This window comes from Enterobacter sp. Ap-1006 (assembly GCF_011752835.1).
GTDB lineage: Bacteria > Pseudomonadota > Gammaproteobacteria > Enterobacterales > Enterobacteriaceae > Cedecea.
Map to the genome: position 1 here is coordinate 22,066 of NZ_VWWU01000009.1, position 14,737 is coordinate 36,802.

14 protein-coding genes are annotated in these 14,737 nt (G+C 53.4%); 5 read left to right on the forward strand and 9 right to left on the reverse strand.

Annotated features, from left to right (window positions below):
* Positions 1 to 175 precede the first annotated feature (175 nt).
* Entirely contained in the window at positions 176 to 2,437 is a 2,262-nt protein-coding gene (gene metE / locus F3J28_RS21080) for a 5-methyltetrahydropteroyltriglutamate--homocysteine S-methyltransferase (RefSeq protein ID WP_166879497.1), read from the reverse strand.
* Positions 2,438 to 2,554: 117 nt separating this feature from the next.
* Here metE and metR point away from each other — a divergent pair, with 117 nt between their 5' ends.
* Positions 2,555 to 3,508, forward strand: coding sequence for an HTH-type transcriptional regulator MetR (gene metR, locus F3J28_RS21085; RefSeq protein ID WP_166879500.1), 954 nt, complete (start codon positions 2,555 to 2,557; stop codon positions 3,506 to 3,508).
* On the opposite strand, the gene F3J28_RS21090 is transcribed toward metR, so the two are convergent.
* The 3 genes from F3J28_RS21090 to pldB all read right to left on the reverse strand — a co-directional run bounded on the left by F3J28_RS21090 (position 3,396) and on the right by pldB (position 6,238).
* A complete protein-coding gene (locus tag F3J28_RS21090) occupies positions 3,396 to 4,295 on the reverse strand; it encodes a carboxylate/amino acid/amine transporter (protein ID WP_166879503.1) in 900 nt (299 codons plus the stop codon). The genes metR and F3J28_RS21090 overlap by 113 nt on opposite strands.
* Before the next feature lie 111 nt (positions 4,296 to 4,406).
* The gene (yigL, locus tag F3J28_RS21095; protein WP_166879505.1) at positions 4,407 to 5,213 is read right to left on the reverse strand and encodes a sugar/pyridoxal phosphate phosphatase YigL; all 807 of its coding nucleotides are present in this window, start codon (positions 5,211 to 5,213) and stop codon (positions 4,407 to 4,409) included.
* A gap of 32 nt (positions 5,214 to 5,245) precedes the next feature.
* Positions 5,246 to 6,238, reverse strand: a complete 993-nt coding sequence (pldB, locus tag F3J28_RS21100; RefSeq protein ID WP_166879508.1) for a lysophospholipase L2 — start codon at positions 6,236 to 6,238, stop codon at positions 5,246 to 5,248.
* Positions 6,239 to 6,338: 100 nt separating this feature from the next.
* Here pldB and rhtB point away from each other — a divergent pair, with 100 nt between their 5' ends.
* A complete protein-coding gene (gene rhtB, locus F3J28_RS21105; RefSeq protein ID WP_008455495.1) occupies positions 6,339 to 6,959 on the forward strand; it encodes a homoserine/homoserine lactone efflux protein in 621 nt (206 codons plus the stop codon).
* Here the strand turns inward: rhtB and rhtC are convergent, their stop codons facing one another.
* The 3 genes from rhtC to pldA form a co-directional block, all read right to left on the reverse strand.
* Positions 6,960 to 7,580: a threonine export protein RhtC gene (gene rhtC, locus F3J28_RS21110; protein ID WP_166879511.1), complete on the reverse strand. Its 621-nt coding sequence runs from the start codon at positions 7,578 to 7,580 to the stop codon at positions 6,960 to 6,962.
* A gap of 64 nt (positions 7,581 to 7,644) precedes the next feature.
* Positions 7,645 to 9,474 (reverse strand): ATP-dependent DNA helicase RecQ, encoded by a 1,830-nt coding sequence (gene recQ / locus F3J28_RS21115; protein ID WP_039299290.1) that lies wholly within the window; start codon positions 9,472 to 9,474, stop codon positions 7,645 to 7,647.
* A 63-nt stretch (positions 9,475 to 9,537) separates the two neighbouring features.
* The gene (gene pldA, locus F3J28_RS21120; RefSeq protein WP_034807964.1) at positions 9,538 to 10,404 is read right to left on the reverse strand and encodes a phospholipase A; all 867 of its coding nucleotides are present in this window, start codon (positions 10,402 to 10,404) and stop codon (positions 9,538 to 9,540) included.
* A 167-nt stretch (positions 10,405 to 10,571) separates the two neighbouring features.
* Between pldA and yigI the strand changes: the two genes are divergently transcribed.
* From yigI to F3J28_RS21135, 3 genes are all read left to right on the forward strand, one after another.
* Positions 10,572 to 11,042, forward strand: coding sequence for an acyl-CoA thioesterase YigI (gene yigI / locus F3J28_RS21125; RefSeq protein WP_008455502.1), 471 nt, complete (start codon positions 10,572 to 10,574; stop codon positions 11,040 to 11,042).
* Positions 11,043 to 11,094: 52 nt separating this feature from the next.
* Positions 11,095 to 11,988: an EamA family transporter RarD gene (gene rarD, locus F3J28_RS21130; RefSeq protein ID WP_166879513.1), complete on the forward strand. Its 894-nt coding sequence runs from the start codon at positions 11,095 to 11,097 to the stop codon at positions 11,986 to 11,988.
* Positions 11,989 to 12,130: 142 nt separating this feature from the next.
* On the forward strand, positions 12,131 to 13,414 hold the full coding sequence (locus F3J28_RS21135) for a hypothetical protein (protein ID WP_166879516.1): 1,284 nt from the start codon (positions 12,131 to 12,133) through the stop codon (positions 13,412 to 13,414).
* A 65-nt stretch (positions 13,415 to 13,479) separates the two neighbouring features.
* Here the strand turns inward: F3J28_RS21135 and corA are convergent, their stop codons facing one another.
* Both corA and ysgD read right to left on the reverse strand, forming a co-directional pair.
* Positions 13,480 to 14,430: a magnesium/cobalt transporter CorA gene (gene corA / locus F3J28_RS21140; RefSeq protein WP_039289228.1), complete on the reverse strand. Its 951-nt coding sequence runs from the start codon at positions 14,428 to 14,430 to the stop codon at positions 13,480 to 13,482.
* Positions 14,431 to 14,595: 165 nt separating this feature from the next.
* Complete coding sequence (ysgD, locus tag F3J28_RS22560; protein ID WP_353591484.1) at positions 14,596 to 14,652, reverse strand: YsgD/CorL family protein; 57 nt, start codon at positions 14,650 to 14,652, stop codon at positions 14,596 to 14,598.
* Positions 14,653 to 14,737 lie beyond the last annotated feature (85 nt).

Below are 14,737 nucleotides of genomic sequence, written 5' to 3' on the forward strand. Positions count from 1 at the left end.
GCGCAGTAAGCTTCTCAAGAAAAAATTCAGCGTGACAAGGTGAATGTTGGATAAATACGACTTTCAGAAAAGGGTAAGGGCATTATTCCTGGCATCAGTATGCATTAGTGAACAGGGAGATGAGGGCGTGATTTTAACTGTGTGAAAAACGGAGGCTCTCACCTCCGTTTTAGTATTAAGCCTCGCGCAGATTCTGTGCCGCTTGCACCATGTTTGCCAGCGCCGCACGGGTTTCTGGCCAGCCACGGGTTTTCAGGCCGCAGTCCGGGTTAACCCACAGGCGCTCTGCCGGGACGGATTCCGCCGCTTTCTTGAGCAGGGCTTCAATCCATTGCACATCCGGAACGTTTGGAGAGTGGATGTCGTACACGCCCGGCCCGATTTCATTCGGGTATTCAAACTCTTTAAACGCCTCCAGCAGATCCATATCGGAACGGGAAGTTTCGATGGTGATCACGTCCGCATCCAGCGCCGCAATGGAGTCCATGATGTCGTTGAACTCGCAGTAGCACATGTGGGTATGGATTTGGGTGTCATTTCGCACCACGGCGGCGTTCAGACGGAAAGCTTCCACGCCCCACTCCAGATAAGCCTGCCAGTCGGACTGGCGCAGCGGCAAACCTTCACGCAGAGCGGGTTCATCAATCTGGATGATACCGATACCTGCGGCTTCCAGATCCGCTACTTCGTCACGCAAGGCCAGCGCAATCTGCTTCGCGATAGTCTCCCGGGAAACATCTTCACGCGGGAAGGACCAGCAAAGAATCGTCACCGGGCCGGTCAGCATGCCTTTAACCGGTTTGTCGGTCAGGGACTGCGCGTATTTGGCCCACTCAACGGTGATCGGCTCCGGACGGCTGATATCACCGATAACAATCGGGGGTTTTACGCAACGGGAACCGTAGCTCTGCACCCAGCCGTTCTGAGTAAAGACGAAGCCATCCAGATGCTCGCCGAAATACTCAACCATGTCGTTACGCTCAGCTTCACCGTGCACCAGCACATCAAGTCCCAGACGTTCCTGCTCTGCAATCGCCTGTTTAATATGTTCGGCGATACCGGTGCGATAGTTGTTCGCGTCCAGCTTGCCTTTTTTGAAGTCCAGACGCAGGCCGCGAATTTCAGTTGTTTGCGGGAAGGAGCCGATGGTCGTCGTTGGCCAGGCCGGCAGGTTGAAGCGTTCACGCTGGGCAGCTGCACGGGCAGTGTAAGCATTCTGGCGCTGGCTGTCCTGAGCGGTAATTTTAGCCAGACGCTCGCTGACGGCGGCATTGTGCACACGCTTCGACTGACGACGAGCCTGAATCGGGGCGCTCCATTCAGCAATTTTTGCGGTATTCCCGCTGTTTAACGCTTCAGTCAGCAGAGACAGCTCGGCACACTTCTGCAGCGCAAAAGCGAACCAGCTTTTAACTTCGGCATCCAGGCGAGTTTCTACGCTCAGGTCGATTGGACTGTGCAGCAGAGAGCAGGAAGAAGCCACCCACAGCTCACGTTGACCCACCAGATCTTTTAGCTGAGCGTATTTCTCCGTCAGATCGGCGCGCCAGACGTTACGACCGTTGATTACACCCGCAGACAGCAGCCAGTTTGCAGGCAGTTTTTTATGGATATCATTCACGTCATCTTTGCCATGCACAAAATCAACGTGCAGACCCTGCACCGGCAGCGCAGTGATGGTGTCCAGGTTTGGCCCTACGCCTTCGAAGTAGGTGGTAAGCAGCAGCTTCACCTGGCCGGTCAGCGCGTCATAGGCCGGTTTGAAGGCATCCAGCCACGCTTTTGGCAGCTCCAGCACCAGTGCAGGCTCATCGATTTGTACCCACTCAACGCCACGCTTAGCCAGTTCGGCCAGCACCTGCTGGTAGACCGGCAAAATATCTTTCAACAAGCTCAGGCGGTCAAAAGGCTCGCCTTTCACTTTGCCCAGCCACAGGTAAGTCACTGGCCCAAGCAGGACAGGTTTTACCTTATGGCCCAGCGCAAGCGCCTCGTCGACTTCTTCCAGCAGCTGAGTCCAGGTCAGTTTGAACCGCTGCCCCTTAGTAAATTCCGGCACCATGTAGTGATAGTTGGTATTGAACCATTTGGTCATTTCTGCGGCAGCAGCAGGCTCGCCGGTTGGCGCCCGGCCACGGCCGATGCGAAACAGCGTATCGATATCGACGCTGCCGTCTTTGTTCTGATGACGAGCCGGTACGTTACCTAGCAGCAGGCTGGTGGTCAGAACATGGTCGTACCAGGCGAAATCGCCCACCGGCAGTAATTCGACGCCGGCTTGTTTTTGTTGGTCCCAGTGGCGGGCACGCAGTTCGCGGCCAACCGCCAGTAATTCTTCGCGGGAGGTATTCCCTGCCCAGTAGCTTTCCTGTGCTTTTTTCAACTCGCGCTTAAGGCCGACGCGAGGGAACCCCAGGGTGTGATTATGGATTGTCATGGTCTTTCCTCTATTCGGTGCGATGTATTTAGCCATCCAGATGTTTACACTTCTATAATCAGCAGGTACTGTATAATCCTCAAGCGCAATTTGTTCATGCCGAAGTGAAGGACTTTCATGATCGAGATTAAACACCTGCGGACGCTGCAAGCGTTACGACACAGCGGTTCGCTGGCCGCCGCTGCTGCCGCCCTGCATCAGACTCAGTCGGCCCTCTCTCACCAGTTCAGCGATCTGGAGCAGCGGCTCGGCTTCCGCCTGTTTATCCGTAAAAGTCAGCCACTTCGCTTCACGCCGCAGGGGGAGATCCTGCTGCAGCTGGCGGAACAAGTGTTGCCGCAGATTGGCCGCGCCCTGCAGGCCTGCAATGAGCCGCATCAAACCCGGCTGCGCATTGCGATTGAGTGCCACAGCTGTATTCAGTGGCTGACGCCTGCGCTGGAAAATTTCCGCCAGCACTGGCCGCAGGTGGAGATGGACTTTAAATCCGGCGTTACGTTTGATCCACAGCCTGCGCTGCAGCAGGGCGAGCTGGATATCGTTCTGACATCGGATATTTTGCCGCGCAGCGGGCTACATTATTCGCCGATGTTTGATTTTGAAGTGCGCCTGGTGATGGCGACCGACCACCCATTGGCGAAGAAAGAGAGCATTGAGCCTGAAGACTTAACGCTTGAAACGCTGCTTATTTACCCGGTACAGCGTGAGCGTATGGATATCTGGCGTCATTTCCTGCAGCCAGCAGGGGTTAACCCGTCGCTGAAAAACGTCGATAACACGCTGCTGCTGATTCAGATGGTATCGGCGCGGATGGGGATTGCCGCCCTGCCGCATTGGGTGGTGGAAAGCTTCGAGCACCAGGGCCTGATTGTGACCAGAACCCTGGGTGAAGGTTTATGGAGCCGCCTCTACGCCGCGGTACGTGACGGCGAACAGCGCCAGCCGGTGACCGAGGCGTTTATTCGCTCGACGCGCCAGCACGCCTGCGACCATTTACCGTTTGTGAAGAACGCGGAGCGACCCATCGGCGATGTACCCACAGCGAGGCCATTATTACCGTTCCCCCAATAATAAAGCTCGGCCAGTGGGGCTGCTCCTGCCAGATGGCAAGATTCACCAGCAGCCCGGCCGGGACGTGCACGTTGTTCATGATGCCGAGCGTGCCGGCGTCCACCTGAGTTGCGCCATAGTTCCACATAAAATAACCCAACCCGGAAGCGACAACGCCAAGCCAGACCAAAATCCCCCACTGTAGCGTCGTGGTGGGGAGTTTCTGCGGATTGCCAAGCGCAAACCAGGCAACAACGGCGACAATAAACGCCCCCAGATAGAACCACGAAAACGCGCAGTGCTGCGGCATCGGGTGCGTTTCCATCAGGCGCTTGTAGCCCACCATGCCGATAGCGAAGCAGATGTTCGCCCCCTGCACCAGTAGCAGGCCGATCCAGAAGTGATCGCTGACTTTATCGTAACGAATAATCGCCGCGCCAATCACCGCCAGCCCCGCACTCAGCGCATAGCCCCAGCGCAGTTTATTGCCGCTCAGCAGGTCGTAAATCAGCGTGACGTACAGCGGCGTCATTACCGTGAAAAGCAGGAATTCGGATACCGTGAGATAGAGGTAAGCGCGGAAGCTGAAGAGGTACATCACGCCCAGCTGTAGCGCGCCCACCAGCATGTACAGCAGCAGGGTTTTGAGCGGGTAGCCTTTAAAACGCAGGAACGGCAGAAACACCAGTGCCGCCAGGCCAACGCGCATCAGCACCGAGAAATAGCTGTCCACATGCCCGGCGAGGTACTCCCCAATCAGGCTAAACGAGAAGGCCCACAGAATCGTGGTAATGATGAGTAATGGCACAATGAGCAATCCACAACGAACAAGATTGCGCCATTGTACTGAGAGGAGGCTACATCGGCTTAACTATTTAGTTGACGAGTGGCCATTGATTAACCACTCGTCATTTGCCGATCACTCAGCCTTGAGGAACAGTCTGCGCAAATAATGCGGCACGGCGTTATCGCCGTTGGTGCCAATGACTTCCAGCTCCGGCAGCAGATCTTTCAGGCGCTGGTGAGCGTTGCCCATGATGCAGCCCTTGCCCGCCATGCTCAACATCTCGGCGTCGTTCATGCCGTCACCAAAGGCAATACAATCCTTCAGGCTGTAACCCATCGCTTTCGAGACCGCCTCCAGCGCGTGCCCTTTGGAAACACCGCCCGCCATCACTTCCAGGCAGGTAAGCGTCGAGAAGCTGACGTTCACGCGGTCACCCCAGCGGGCGTTGATCGCCTGTTCCAGCGGCAGCAGCGTGTCGTGATCGTCGCAGGTAAAGAATACTTTGCTGACGCCGTCGGCTTCCAGCAGGCCCGGTTCAAACAGGGTGTAGCTGAATTTGGCTTCCTGGAAATACTTCATCTCTTCCGGGCGGTGGCGGTTCATAAACCACTCGTCGCCTTTATAGACGTTGGTCACGATGTCCGGGTTGTTATGCACCACGCCAAACAAGTCCTGAGCGATGTCGTGGTCGAGATCGTGAGAGAAGAACAAGTTGCCGTCGGTATCGTGCACGCGAGCGCCGTTCGAGGTGATCATGTACGCCTTGATATCAAGATTGTCGCGAATTTGCGCCACATCGATATGGTGACGGCCGGTGGCAAAAACAAAGTTAACGCCTTCAGCGGTGAGCAGTTTTAACGTTTCTTTCGCGTAAGCGGAGAGGAAATGATCGGGAGACAGCAAGGTGCCATCTAAATCTGAAGCAACGACGTGGTACATAGGGATATTCAGCCTCTGGAGAGATATTTCAATTAGTTATGCCGGTCGAAAAACTCAAGCACGGCAGACAATGCTCTGGCTCGCATAGCGTCCTTCTCAAACAGGATCTCGTGATACGCGCCTTCAATGACGTAAGGTGTTTCCCCCTCACAAGGGTGGCCCGCCGCGGCCATAATTTCGCAGAATTGCCGGTGCGCGCGGTTATCGACCACTCGCTCCTCTTCCGCCTGGAGTAAAAAGATCGGCGTGGTGATGGCAGTGGCTCCTGCTAACACCTTTTCTCCGGCGAGGATCCCTTCTCGTACCCAGTGGAACGTTGGCCCGCCCACCCGCAATGCTGGCTCATCAGCATAAAAACGCAGGCTGCGGCGGTACCGCTCTTCGCTGTGGGTCAGGACGTTAACGCTAAACGGCAGCGCGCGCCAGCGGCCCGTCCCAATGGCGTATCCTTCCCGAATACGTGGATGCCCTTCGGCCCAGTCAAGAATATGACGCACCATCCATTCCGGCCAGCGCAGGATAATACCAAACATCGGGGCGCAGAGCGCGACCGCATCAAAAGCGCCCGGGGCTTGCTGTAACCATAACGCGGCAATGGCGCCGCCCATCGAATGGGCCAACAGGTAGCGTTTACGCCAGTGCCCTGACGCCACTTCCTGCTGGTAAAAACGGTCAAAATCTTCGACATAGTCACTAAAGTTGACGACGTGGCCACGGTGAGTGTCCGACAGCATCCGTCCTGAACGCCCCTGCCCACGGTGGTCGATGATCAACACATCAAAACCGCTGTGGAACAGGTCATACGCCAGCTCAGCATATTTCACGTAGCTTTCTATTCTACCAGGGCAGACCACAATCACGCGATCGTGCTGCGGTGAACAGAAGCGAACGTAGTGAACCGGCACGTCGTCCACGCCGGTAAATTCACGCTCTTCCCGCTTGCGCCAGAAGTGCGTCAGTGGGCCCGTGGCAAAAGCAGCAAATGCGCCTTCGCGTTCTAACCATCCATTTTTATGCTGAGACATAGGGGTCGGCATCAGGTATCTGTGGTTTTTTTATGGCCCGTGGCACGCTTATCAACAATAGCGTATTGTGGCATAAAAGCGCGCGTTCAGGGAGTTTCGCATGACCTTCGAGTGGTGGTTTACCTATCTGCTAACCACAATAATTCTTAGCCTTTCCCCCGGCTCCGGTGCCATCAATACCATGACTACCGCTATCAGCCACGGCTATCGCGGAGCGGCAGCGTCAATTACCGGGCTGCAAACCGGGCTGGCGCTGCATATTGTGCTGGTCGGCGTTGGGCTTGGGGCCCTGTTTTCACGCTCGCTGCTGGCCTTTGAAGTGCTGAAGTGGGCGGGCGTTGCCTATCTTATCTGGCTGGGCATCCAGCAATGGAGAGCCGCTGGTGCACTGGACTTAAACACGCTGGCCACCACGCAACCGCGCAGCAAACTGTTCAAGCGAGCGGTGTTTGTTAACCTGACCAACCCAAAGAGCATCGTGTTTCTGGCCGCGCTGTTTCCGCAGTTTATCGTCCCGCATCAGCCCCAGGCGATGCAGTACGTTGTGCTCGGTGTTACCACAGTCGTCGTCGATATTATTGTGATGATTGGCTATGCGACCCTGGCCAAACGGATTGCCGCCTGGATTAAAGGGCCGCGCCAGATGAAAGCCCTGAACCGGGTCTTTGGCTCGCTGTTTATGCTGGTTGGCGCGCTGCTTGCGGGAGCGCGCCAGGCCTGATTATCGGGAGATGATCAGGTGAATACCAAACCCGGTGAACAGAGCGCCAGCCATGCCGTCAATCCATTTGGCGAGGCGCTGATAGCCGCGACGCATTTTTGGTAAGGCGAACAGGCTCGCCACGATAGTGAACCAGGCGAAGGTTTCAATCGCGATCAGCACAAACAGGCCCCAGCGCTCGGCGCTGCCCACGTTGTCGCCAACAAAAAGCGAGAACACGCTGCCGAAGTAGATAATCGCTTTCGGGTTAGCCAGGTTCGTCAGCAGCCCTTTCACAAAGCTCTTCCCACCGCTCGCCAGCTCGACTTTCGGCGCTTCTTCGCTTTTAACTTCTTTCTTGAATGCGCCGCGCAGCATCTGATAGCCCATCCAGCAAAGATACAGCCCGCCGCCGACCATGATGATGTTATGCAGCCAGGCCATTTTTTCGAGGATAAGGTGCAGGCCTAGCAGCGCCACGCCTGCCCAAACCATGACGCCAGCGGTGATCCCCAGCACGCCCATCATCGCCTCTTTGCGAGAGCGGCTTACGGCAGTCTGGGAAACAAAGAAAAAGTCAGGCCCCGGGCTCATCAGGGCAACGATGTGCACCAGCGCCACGGTCAGAAATAGCATTAACATAGGGAATAGCTCGCGTGCAGATAATTCGAAGAGTCATTATCCTGCCACTTTTCCTCGCGGCAGGCTACTCTTCATCCACGCCGTCAACGTGGTCGCGGATAAGCGTCATAAACGGGCGGCCAAAGCGCTCAAGTTTACGCGTCCCCACCCCATTAATGCCCAGCATCTCGCCGGGAGACAGCGGCATCTGCTCCGCCATTTCAATCAGCGTCGCATCGTTAAACACCACATAAGGCGGGATATTTTCTTCATCCGCGATGGATTTGCGCAGCTTTCTGAGTTTGGCAAACAGCTTGCGATCGTAATTACCACCGAAGACTTTCTGGCTGGCCCGAGGCTTGATTGCAACTACTCGCGGCACCGCGAGCATCAGCGGCTCTTCACCACGCAGGTAAGGACGTGCCGCTTCCGTGAGCTGCAGCGCTGAGTGCGCGGCGATATTTTGCGTCACCACGCCGAGGTGAATGAGCTGGCGGATCACGCTGACCCAATGCTCAGTCGTGTGCTCGCGGCCCTCGCCGTAAACCTTCAGCTTATCGTGGCCAAGGTCACGGATACGCTGATTGTTAGAACCACGCAGCACTTCAACCACGTAGCCCATCCCAAAGCGCTGGCCGACGCGGTAAATGCAGGACAGCGCTTTTTGCGCGTCCATCAGGCCGTCATAGCGACGAGGCGGATCGAGGCAGATATCACAGTTGCCGCATGACTGCTGGCGGCCTTCGCCGAAGTAGTTCAGCAGCACGAGACGGCGGCAGGTTTGCGCTTCGGCAAACGCGCCCATGGCGTTGAGCTTATGGCGCTCGATGTCCTGCAGCTGTCCCGGTGCTTTTTCTTCAAGGCATTTACGCAGCCAGGCCATATCCGCCGGATCGTAAAACAGCATCGCTTCCGCAGGCAGGCCATCGCGCCCGGCGCGGCCCGTTTCCTGATAGTAAGATTCAATGTTGCGGGGGATATCGAAGTGGGCGACAAAACGCACGTTCGGCTTGTTGATGCCCATGCCAAAAGCGACTGTCGCGACCACAATTTGCAGATCGTCACGCTGGAATTTTTCCTGCACCTCACCGCGCACCTGGTGCTCCAGGCCCGCGTGATAAGCGCCAGCGCTAATACCTTTGCTTTGCAGTCGGGCGGCGATGTCTTCCACTTTCGCCCGGCTGTTGCAGTAAATAATCCCGGACTTACCGCGCTGTTCCTGAATATAGCGGGTGAGCTGATCGAGTGGCTTAAACTTCTCCATCAGCATGTAGCGAATATTCGGCCGGTCGAAGCTGCTGATTTGGATAAACGGGTCGTGGAGCCCGAGCAGGCGCACGATATCGAGCCTGGTGGTGTCGTCCGCCGTGGCCGTTAATGCAACAAAGGGGACGGCAGGCAATCTTTCGCGAAGCTGACCAAGGGCAGCATATTCCGGGCGGAAGTCGTGCCCCCACTGCGAAATGCAGTGGGCTTCGTCCACTGCCACCATCGAAAGCTGCCAGTTGCTGAGATGGTCGATGAAGTTGTCCATCATCAGGCGTTCAGGGGCGATATACAGCAGGCGAATCTGCCCGGTGCGACAGCCGGTCATCACCTCCAGCTGCTGTTCGCGAGTTTGGGTCGAGTTAAGGCAGGCCGCCGCCACGCCGTTAGCCAGCAGCTGATCGACCTGGTCTTTCATCAGGGAAATCAGCGGTGAGACCACTACGGTCAGGCCGCCAAACACCAGGGCAGGAATTTGATAACACAGGGATTTACCACCGCCGGTTGGCATCACTACCAGGCAGTCACGCCCCTCCAGCACCGTGTCGATGATGGTTTCCTGACCCGGGCGGAACTGTTGGTACCCAAAGGTATCCTGCAGAACCTGTCTCGCCAGCGACGCCTGATTGATTACTTCCGCCTGTGCCACGCTATCCCCACTACCTAAAATTCAGGCGCCATTTTCAGCGCCTGGAAGAGAAACTGCAATGCTTTAGAAAAGATCGTTTAGCATAACGCCTACGCCAACCCGTGTCTGGTTAAAGTTGTAATCGATGAGCGATTCACCGTAGCCGCTATAGACCTGGGTATAGAAGCGAACGTTTTTCGAGATCGGGTAACTCACGCCAAATTCTGCCCCACCGTAGCCACTATTCCAGTTGTATTGCCCCTTCACGCTGAAAATCGCATCGCCCAGCGCATAGCCCACCTTAAGCTGGTAGTAACCCATGTATTTGGTGATATCAGGGTTATCCTCAACGCTTCCCACCACATACCAGGGTTTCACTTCCACCTGCCAGTCGCCGTGTTGTGCCATCAGGCGGGTGTACAGGCGGTTCCAGCCGCGCGAGGTTGGGTCAGAACGACCGTTTGAATCGTGGTTATAGCCAAACTCGACGTCCCGCAATGTCCAGCCCGCAAACGTTGCTTCCGTTGCGAAACCGAGGAATAGCTGAGGCTCATAGTTGGTTTCACGAAACGGGGAGGATTCATTGCGGTTGGAAAGCTGCCACCAGGATTTCTGGGTATAGGAGGCGGCCAGCACTGAATTATCCCCCAGAATTCCGCGCCAAAGCGGGAAGGCCAGGCTGAGCTGGAACTTCACCTCGTCTTTGCGCGCGTTGCTGGCCCAGTCATAAGAGCTGATTGCCTCTTTGTTCATATCGCTGGTCCAGGTATACAGCAGGTAATTCGTGTCGTACGGGTACAGCGTGAAAGGGTTGTCATGTTCCTGCAGCAGATTAGCAATGATGCTGCCTCGCACCGCGGGCTTGTCGTGAATCTTATCGATGGTGGTTTCTTGTGCGAAGGCGGTCAAGGGCAGCATCGCGGCTACTCCCCACCCCAAAGGTTTCAGCATTAGTCCCGTTCTCCATAACAAAAAGTGTCTAAATATTTATCACCAAACATTTTACCGCAGGATGCCCCAAAGCACGTCTCTGCGGTTCCGAAAGTGGAAAGCAACAATTGAGAAGCATAAACTACACATCTTGTTAACTTATTCGTTATTTGTTCGAGGAATGAACGATGTCTTCCCCCGTATTGACCACAGAAGCCGCCCTCAAGCTGGTGGGCGAAATCTTCGTGTATCACATGCCGTTTAACCGCGCACTTGGCCTGGAGCTGGAGCGCTACGAAAAAGCGTTCGCCCAGCTGAGTTTTAATAATCAACCGATGATGGTGGGCAACTGGGCACAAAGTATTTTGCACGGCGGCGTTATTGCCTCCGCGCTGGACGTGGCGGCTGGCCTGGTCTGCGTAGGCAGTACGCTGACTCGCCACGACACCATCACCGAAGACGAGCTTCGTCAACGTCTGTCCAAAATGGGCACCATCGATTTGCGCGTGGATTATCTGCGTCCGGGCCGCGGAGAGCGCTTCACGGCCAGCAGCAGCCTGTTGCGCGCCGGTAACAAAGTTGCGGTAGCGCGAGTAGAGCTGCATAACCAGGATCAACTGCACATTGCCAGCGCAACGGCTACCTACATGGTAGGGTAAGGATGTAAACCCTGTTATTATTTGCTCACTATTTTTTTGCTGAGTTTTCTTCATGGATCCGAAACAGACACGTCAGGGGATCTTACTTGCCCTGACGGCCTACTTTATCTGGGGCATCGCGCCGGTATATTTCAAACTGATTCACTACGTACCGGCCACCGAAATCCTGACCCACCGCGTTATCTGGTCATTCTTCTTTATGCTGGCGCTGATCACTGTCTGCCGCCAGTGGCCGCAGGTTAAACGCGCCTGCCAGAACCGTAAAAAGATCCTCGCGCTGGCGTTAAGCGCCGTGTTGATTGGCGGTAACTGGCTGCTTTATATCTGGGCGGTGAATAATCAGCACATGCTGGAAGCCAGCCTGGGTTACTTCATCAACCCGCTGGTGAACGTGCTGCTGGGGATGATCTTTTTGGGTGAACGCTTCCGGCGGATGCAGTGGGTCGCTGTCTTGCTGGCCTTCTGTGGCGTGCTGGTTCAGCTCTGGACTTTCGGTTCGCTGCCGATCATCGGCCTGGGTCTGGCCTTCAGCTTCGCTTTCTATGGCCTGATCCGCAAAAAGATTGCCGTAGATGCACAAACCGGGATGCTTTTTGAAACGCTGTGGCTGCTGCCGATCGCGGGCATTTACCTGTTCGGCATCGCCGACAGTGCCACCAGCCATATGGGAATGAACCCGTGGACGCTGAACCTGATGCTTATCGCCGCCGGGGTGATCACCACGGTGCCGCTGCTTTGCTTTACTGCCGCCGCGACCCGCTTGCGCCTTTCAACGCTGGGCTTCTTCCAGTATCTGGGGCCGACGCTGATGTTCCTGCTGGCGGTGACGTTCTACGGCGAAGTGGTGACGGAGGATAAGCTGATTACTTTTGGCTTTATCTGGGCGGCGCTGGCGCTGTTTATTGCCGATGCGATTTATACCCAGCGGCGTCTACGTAAGGTATAAAATACGCTAACCGTTATAAGTTCAATTTTTTAGGTAATGTGCCTGTGAAGCAGCAGGCACAAATCAATATACGGAGTAGTGACGAAGAATTATTCATGATAATGTAAAAAATTAATGGATTAATAATATTTAAGGACAATAAATGTTTTCATCATCGAGCGATTTTTATATATTCCTTGCAATTATAGCAATTATCTATACAACTCCTTTTATTTATACACTAATCACTATTTATGGTATTTTTAAGAAAAGAGAACAAATTATATTCATCAAAATAATATTATCTGTCAATGTTTTGATAATAGTTAACATACTCTATTATTTTTTCTCACCAAATAGTTTGCCCTATAGCTCCCATACGATTTTTTTTATCACCATGGGTCTGATAACTTTCCTTCCAGCCTCTTTGTCATTGTTAATTAATCTACCCAAAAAAGTTGACATTTATACGTACATAATACTGTTTAGCTTATCACTTTGTGTATATAATTCTTATTGCTTTTCAGAAAAATTAAAGCAAGATCACCGCGCAATGGTTTTTTCTGCTTTGGAACAAGGGAATATACAAAAACTTCAGCAAGTATTTAATGATGAATGCTCAAATAATAGTATCACTTTTGATTATCTAAACGAAATGGCTGAGGTTGAAACTTATCCTGCAAAATCGTTTGCCTTTATGCTGGACTGTATGGCTGGAAGCACCGAGACGAAACATGTCCCATTTCAGTTTATAATTTTTTACAAAAACGCATTACTTCGTGAAAATACAAACACAGCACTATTAAACCTACTCTACGCTGATTATTATCATAAACTCAATGAAAGTGATAAAAATAATCTTGTAGAAGAAATCACTTCCGAAATAAACAACCGCTATTCAGCTAAAAATACATGGTTCGTAGAGCGCTTTAACTTCCTTATCAAAAAACATCCAGAATTAACTAACTACATAAAAATAGATGAGCAAGATATCATAAACGCAATAGATTACGGCAATATAACCTTTATTAATTACGCCTTCCCATATCATTCTACTAAAAATGAAAACCTGCTTTTGGCAACAAGTGTCTTAAGCCATGCAGATGAAAAAATCATGAAAAAGATTGAGGAAAATAAAAACTTTCTAAATATCGAGCTGTTGAGCTCAGATCATCACGTTTGGAGGAACAGTAAAATAGATCTATTAAGCTATATATTCAGATATGGCTCAGAAAATTTAATCATTTGGTTACTCGCCCGAGGGATGGACGACACGGCCACATTTGATTATCAGGAGAGTTATGTCAACTCTACTAATGATCAAAAGGAATACTCCTGTAGAAATTACCTGATGGATCACATTCGTGACAATCCCGAAATAAGTCATGAAAATAAATGGTCAATTCGCACAGTACTAGAGCTGAGAAGCAACTGCCCCTCAAGATAATCGCAAAGACAAGATAATAAATGCTATCGACAGATGCGGCTTTCAGGACGAAAGCCGCAGCCGGTTTAAAGCCAGTTCTTACGCTTAAAGTAGAGATAGGGCGCTAAGCCCGCGAGCATCATAAAGATGATCGCGCCGGGGTAGCCAAAGCTCCACTTCAGCTCAGGCATAAACTCGAAGTTCATCCCGTAGCTGGACGCCACCAGCGTTGGCGGCAGGAAAACAACCGAAACCACCGAGAATATTTTGATGATGCGGTTCTGCTCGATGTTGATGAAGCCCATCGCCGCCTGCATCAGGAAGTTCACCTTCTGGAACAGAGATTCGTTATGCGGCAGCAGGGATTCGATATCTCGCAGGATTTCGCGAGCCTGCTCCAGCTGGCTGCCCGGCAAACGTGCCTTACGCACCAGGAAATTCAGCGCGCGCTGGGTATCCATCAGGCACAGACGAACCTTCCAGCCGATATCTTCCAGCTCCGCCAGCGTCGAAAGCGCGGCGTCGTATTCGTCGCCCTGATGCCCTTCCATGATCACACGGCTAAGCTGTTCCAGGTCGCTATAAATGTTTTCGATTTCATCCGCCAGCTGTTCGATTTTGGTTTCAAACAGATCCAGCAGCAGCTCCCACGCGTTGCCGTCCGCCATGGACTGATTGCGGGCGCGCATGCGGTAAAGGCGAAACGCAGGTAGCTCACGTTCACGCAGCGTGTACAAGCGACCTTCACGAATGGTAAAAGCGACCGTGCTGTTACCGGCGTGATCATCGGCATCTTCAAAGAAGAAAAAGGAGTGGATGTGAAGGCCATCTTCGTCCTCAAAAAACCGCGCGGACGCTTCGATGTCTTCCAGCTCTGGTCGGGTTGCCAGGCTTTGACCAAGTTCCGTTTGCACTCGCTCTCGCTCGCTCTCTTCCGGCTCGACGAGATCGACCCATACCGAATTGGCAAGGGTATCCGTCTCGTCCAGCTCAATGCGGGCAAGGCGATTATTTTCCAGTTGAAATGCGCTCAGCATGACCGGGACTCCCAATGCAAAAAAAGATCAGGGACAATTCGGTTGGCACACAGACAGAAACAATAGAGGTTTCAGACCATTAAACAGTCTGACTCAAGGGGCGACGGAATGAAAATACACGAGGTCGCTGACAACCACGAAGGCTATCAGCATCAGAGGATAGCCTTAGAAGTTGTACCTGGATGACAGGTTATTGAGCCAGCATCTACTGGGTGTGTCCAAGGCGAGTGTCCTCTTAGCGTATTCGTGCGCGCATGTTACGCCACCACTAATATGGCGTCAACACGCAACGGGACACGGCTGAACA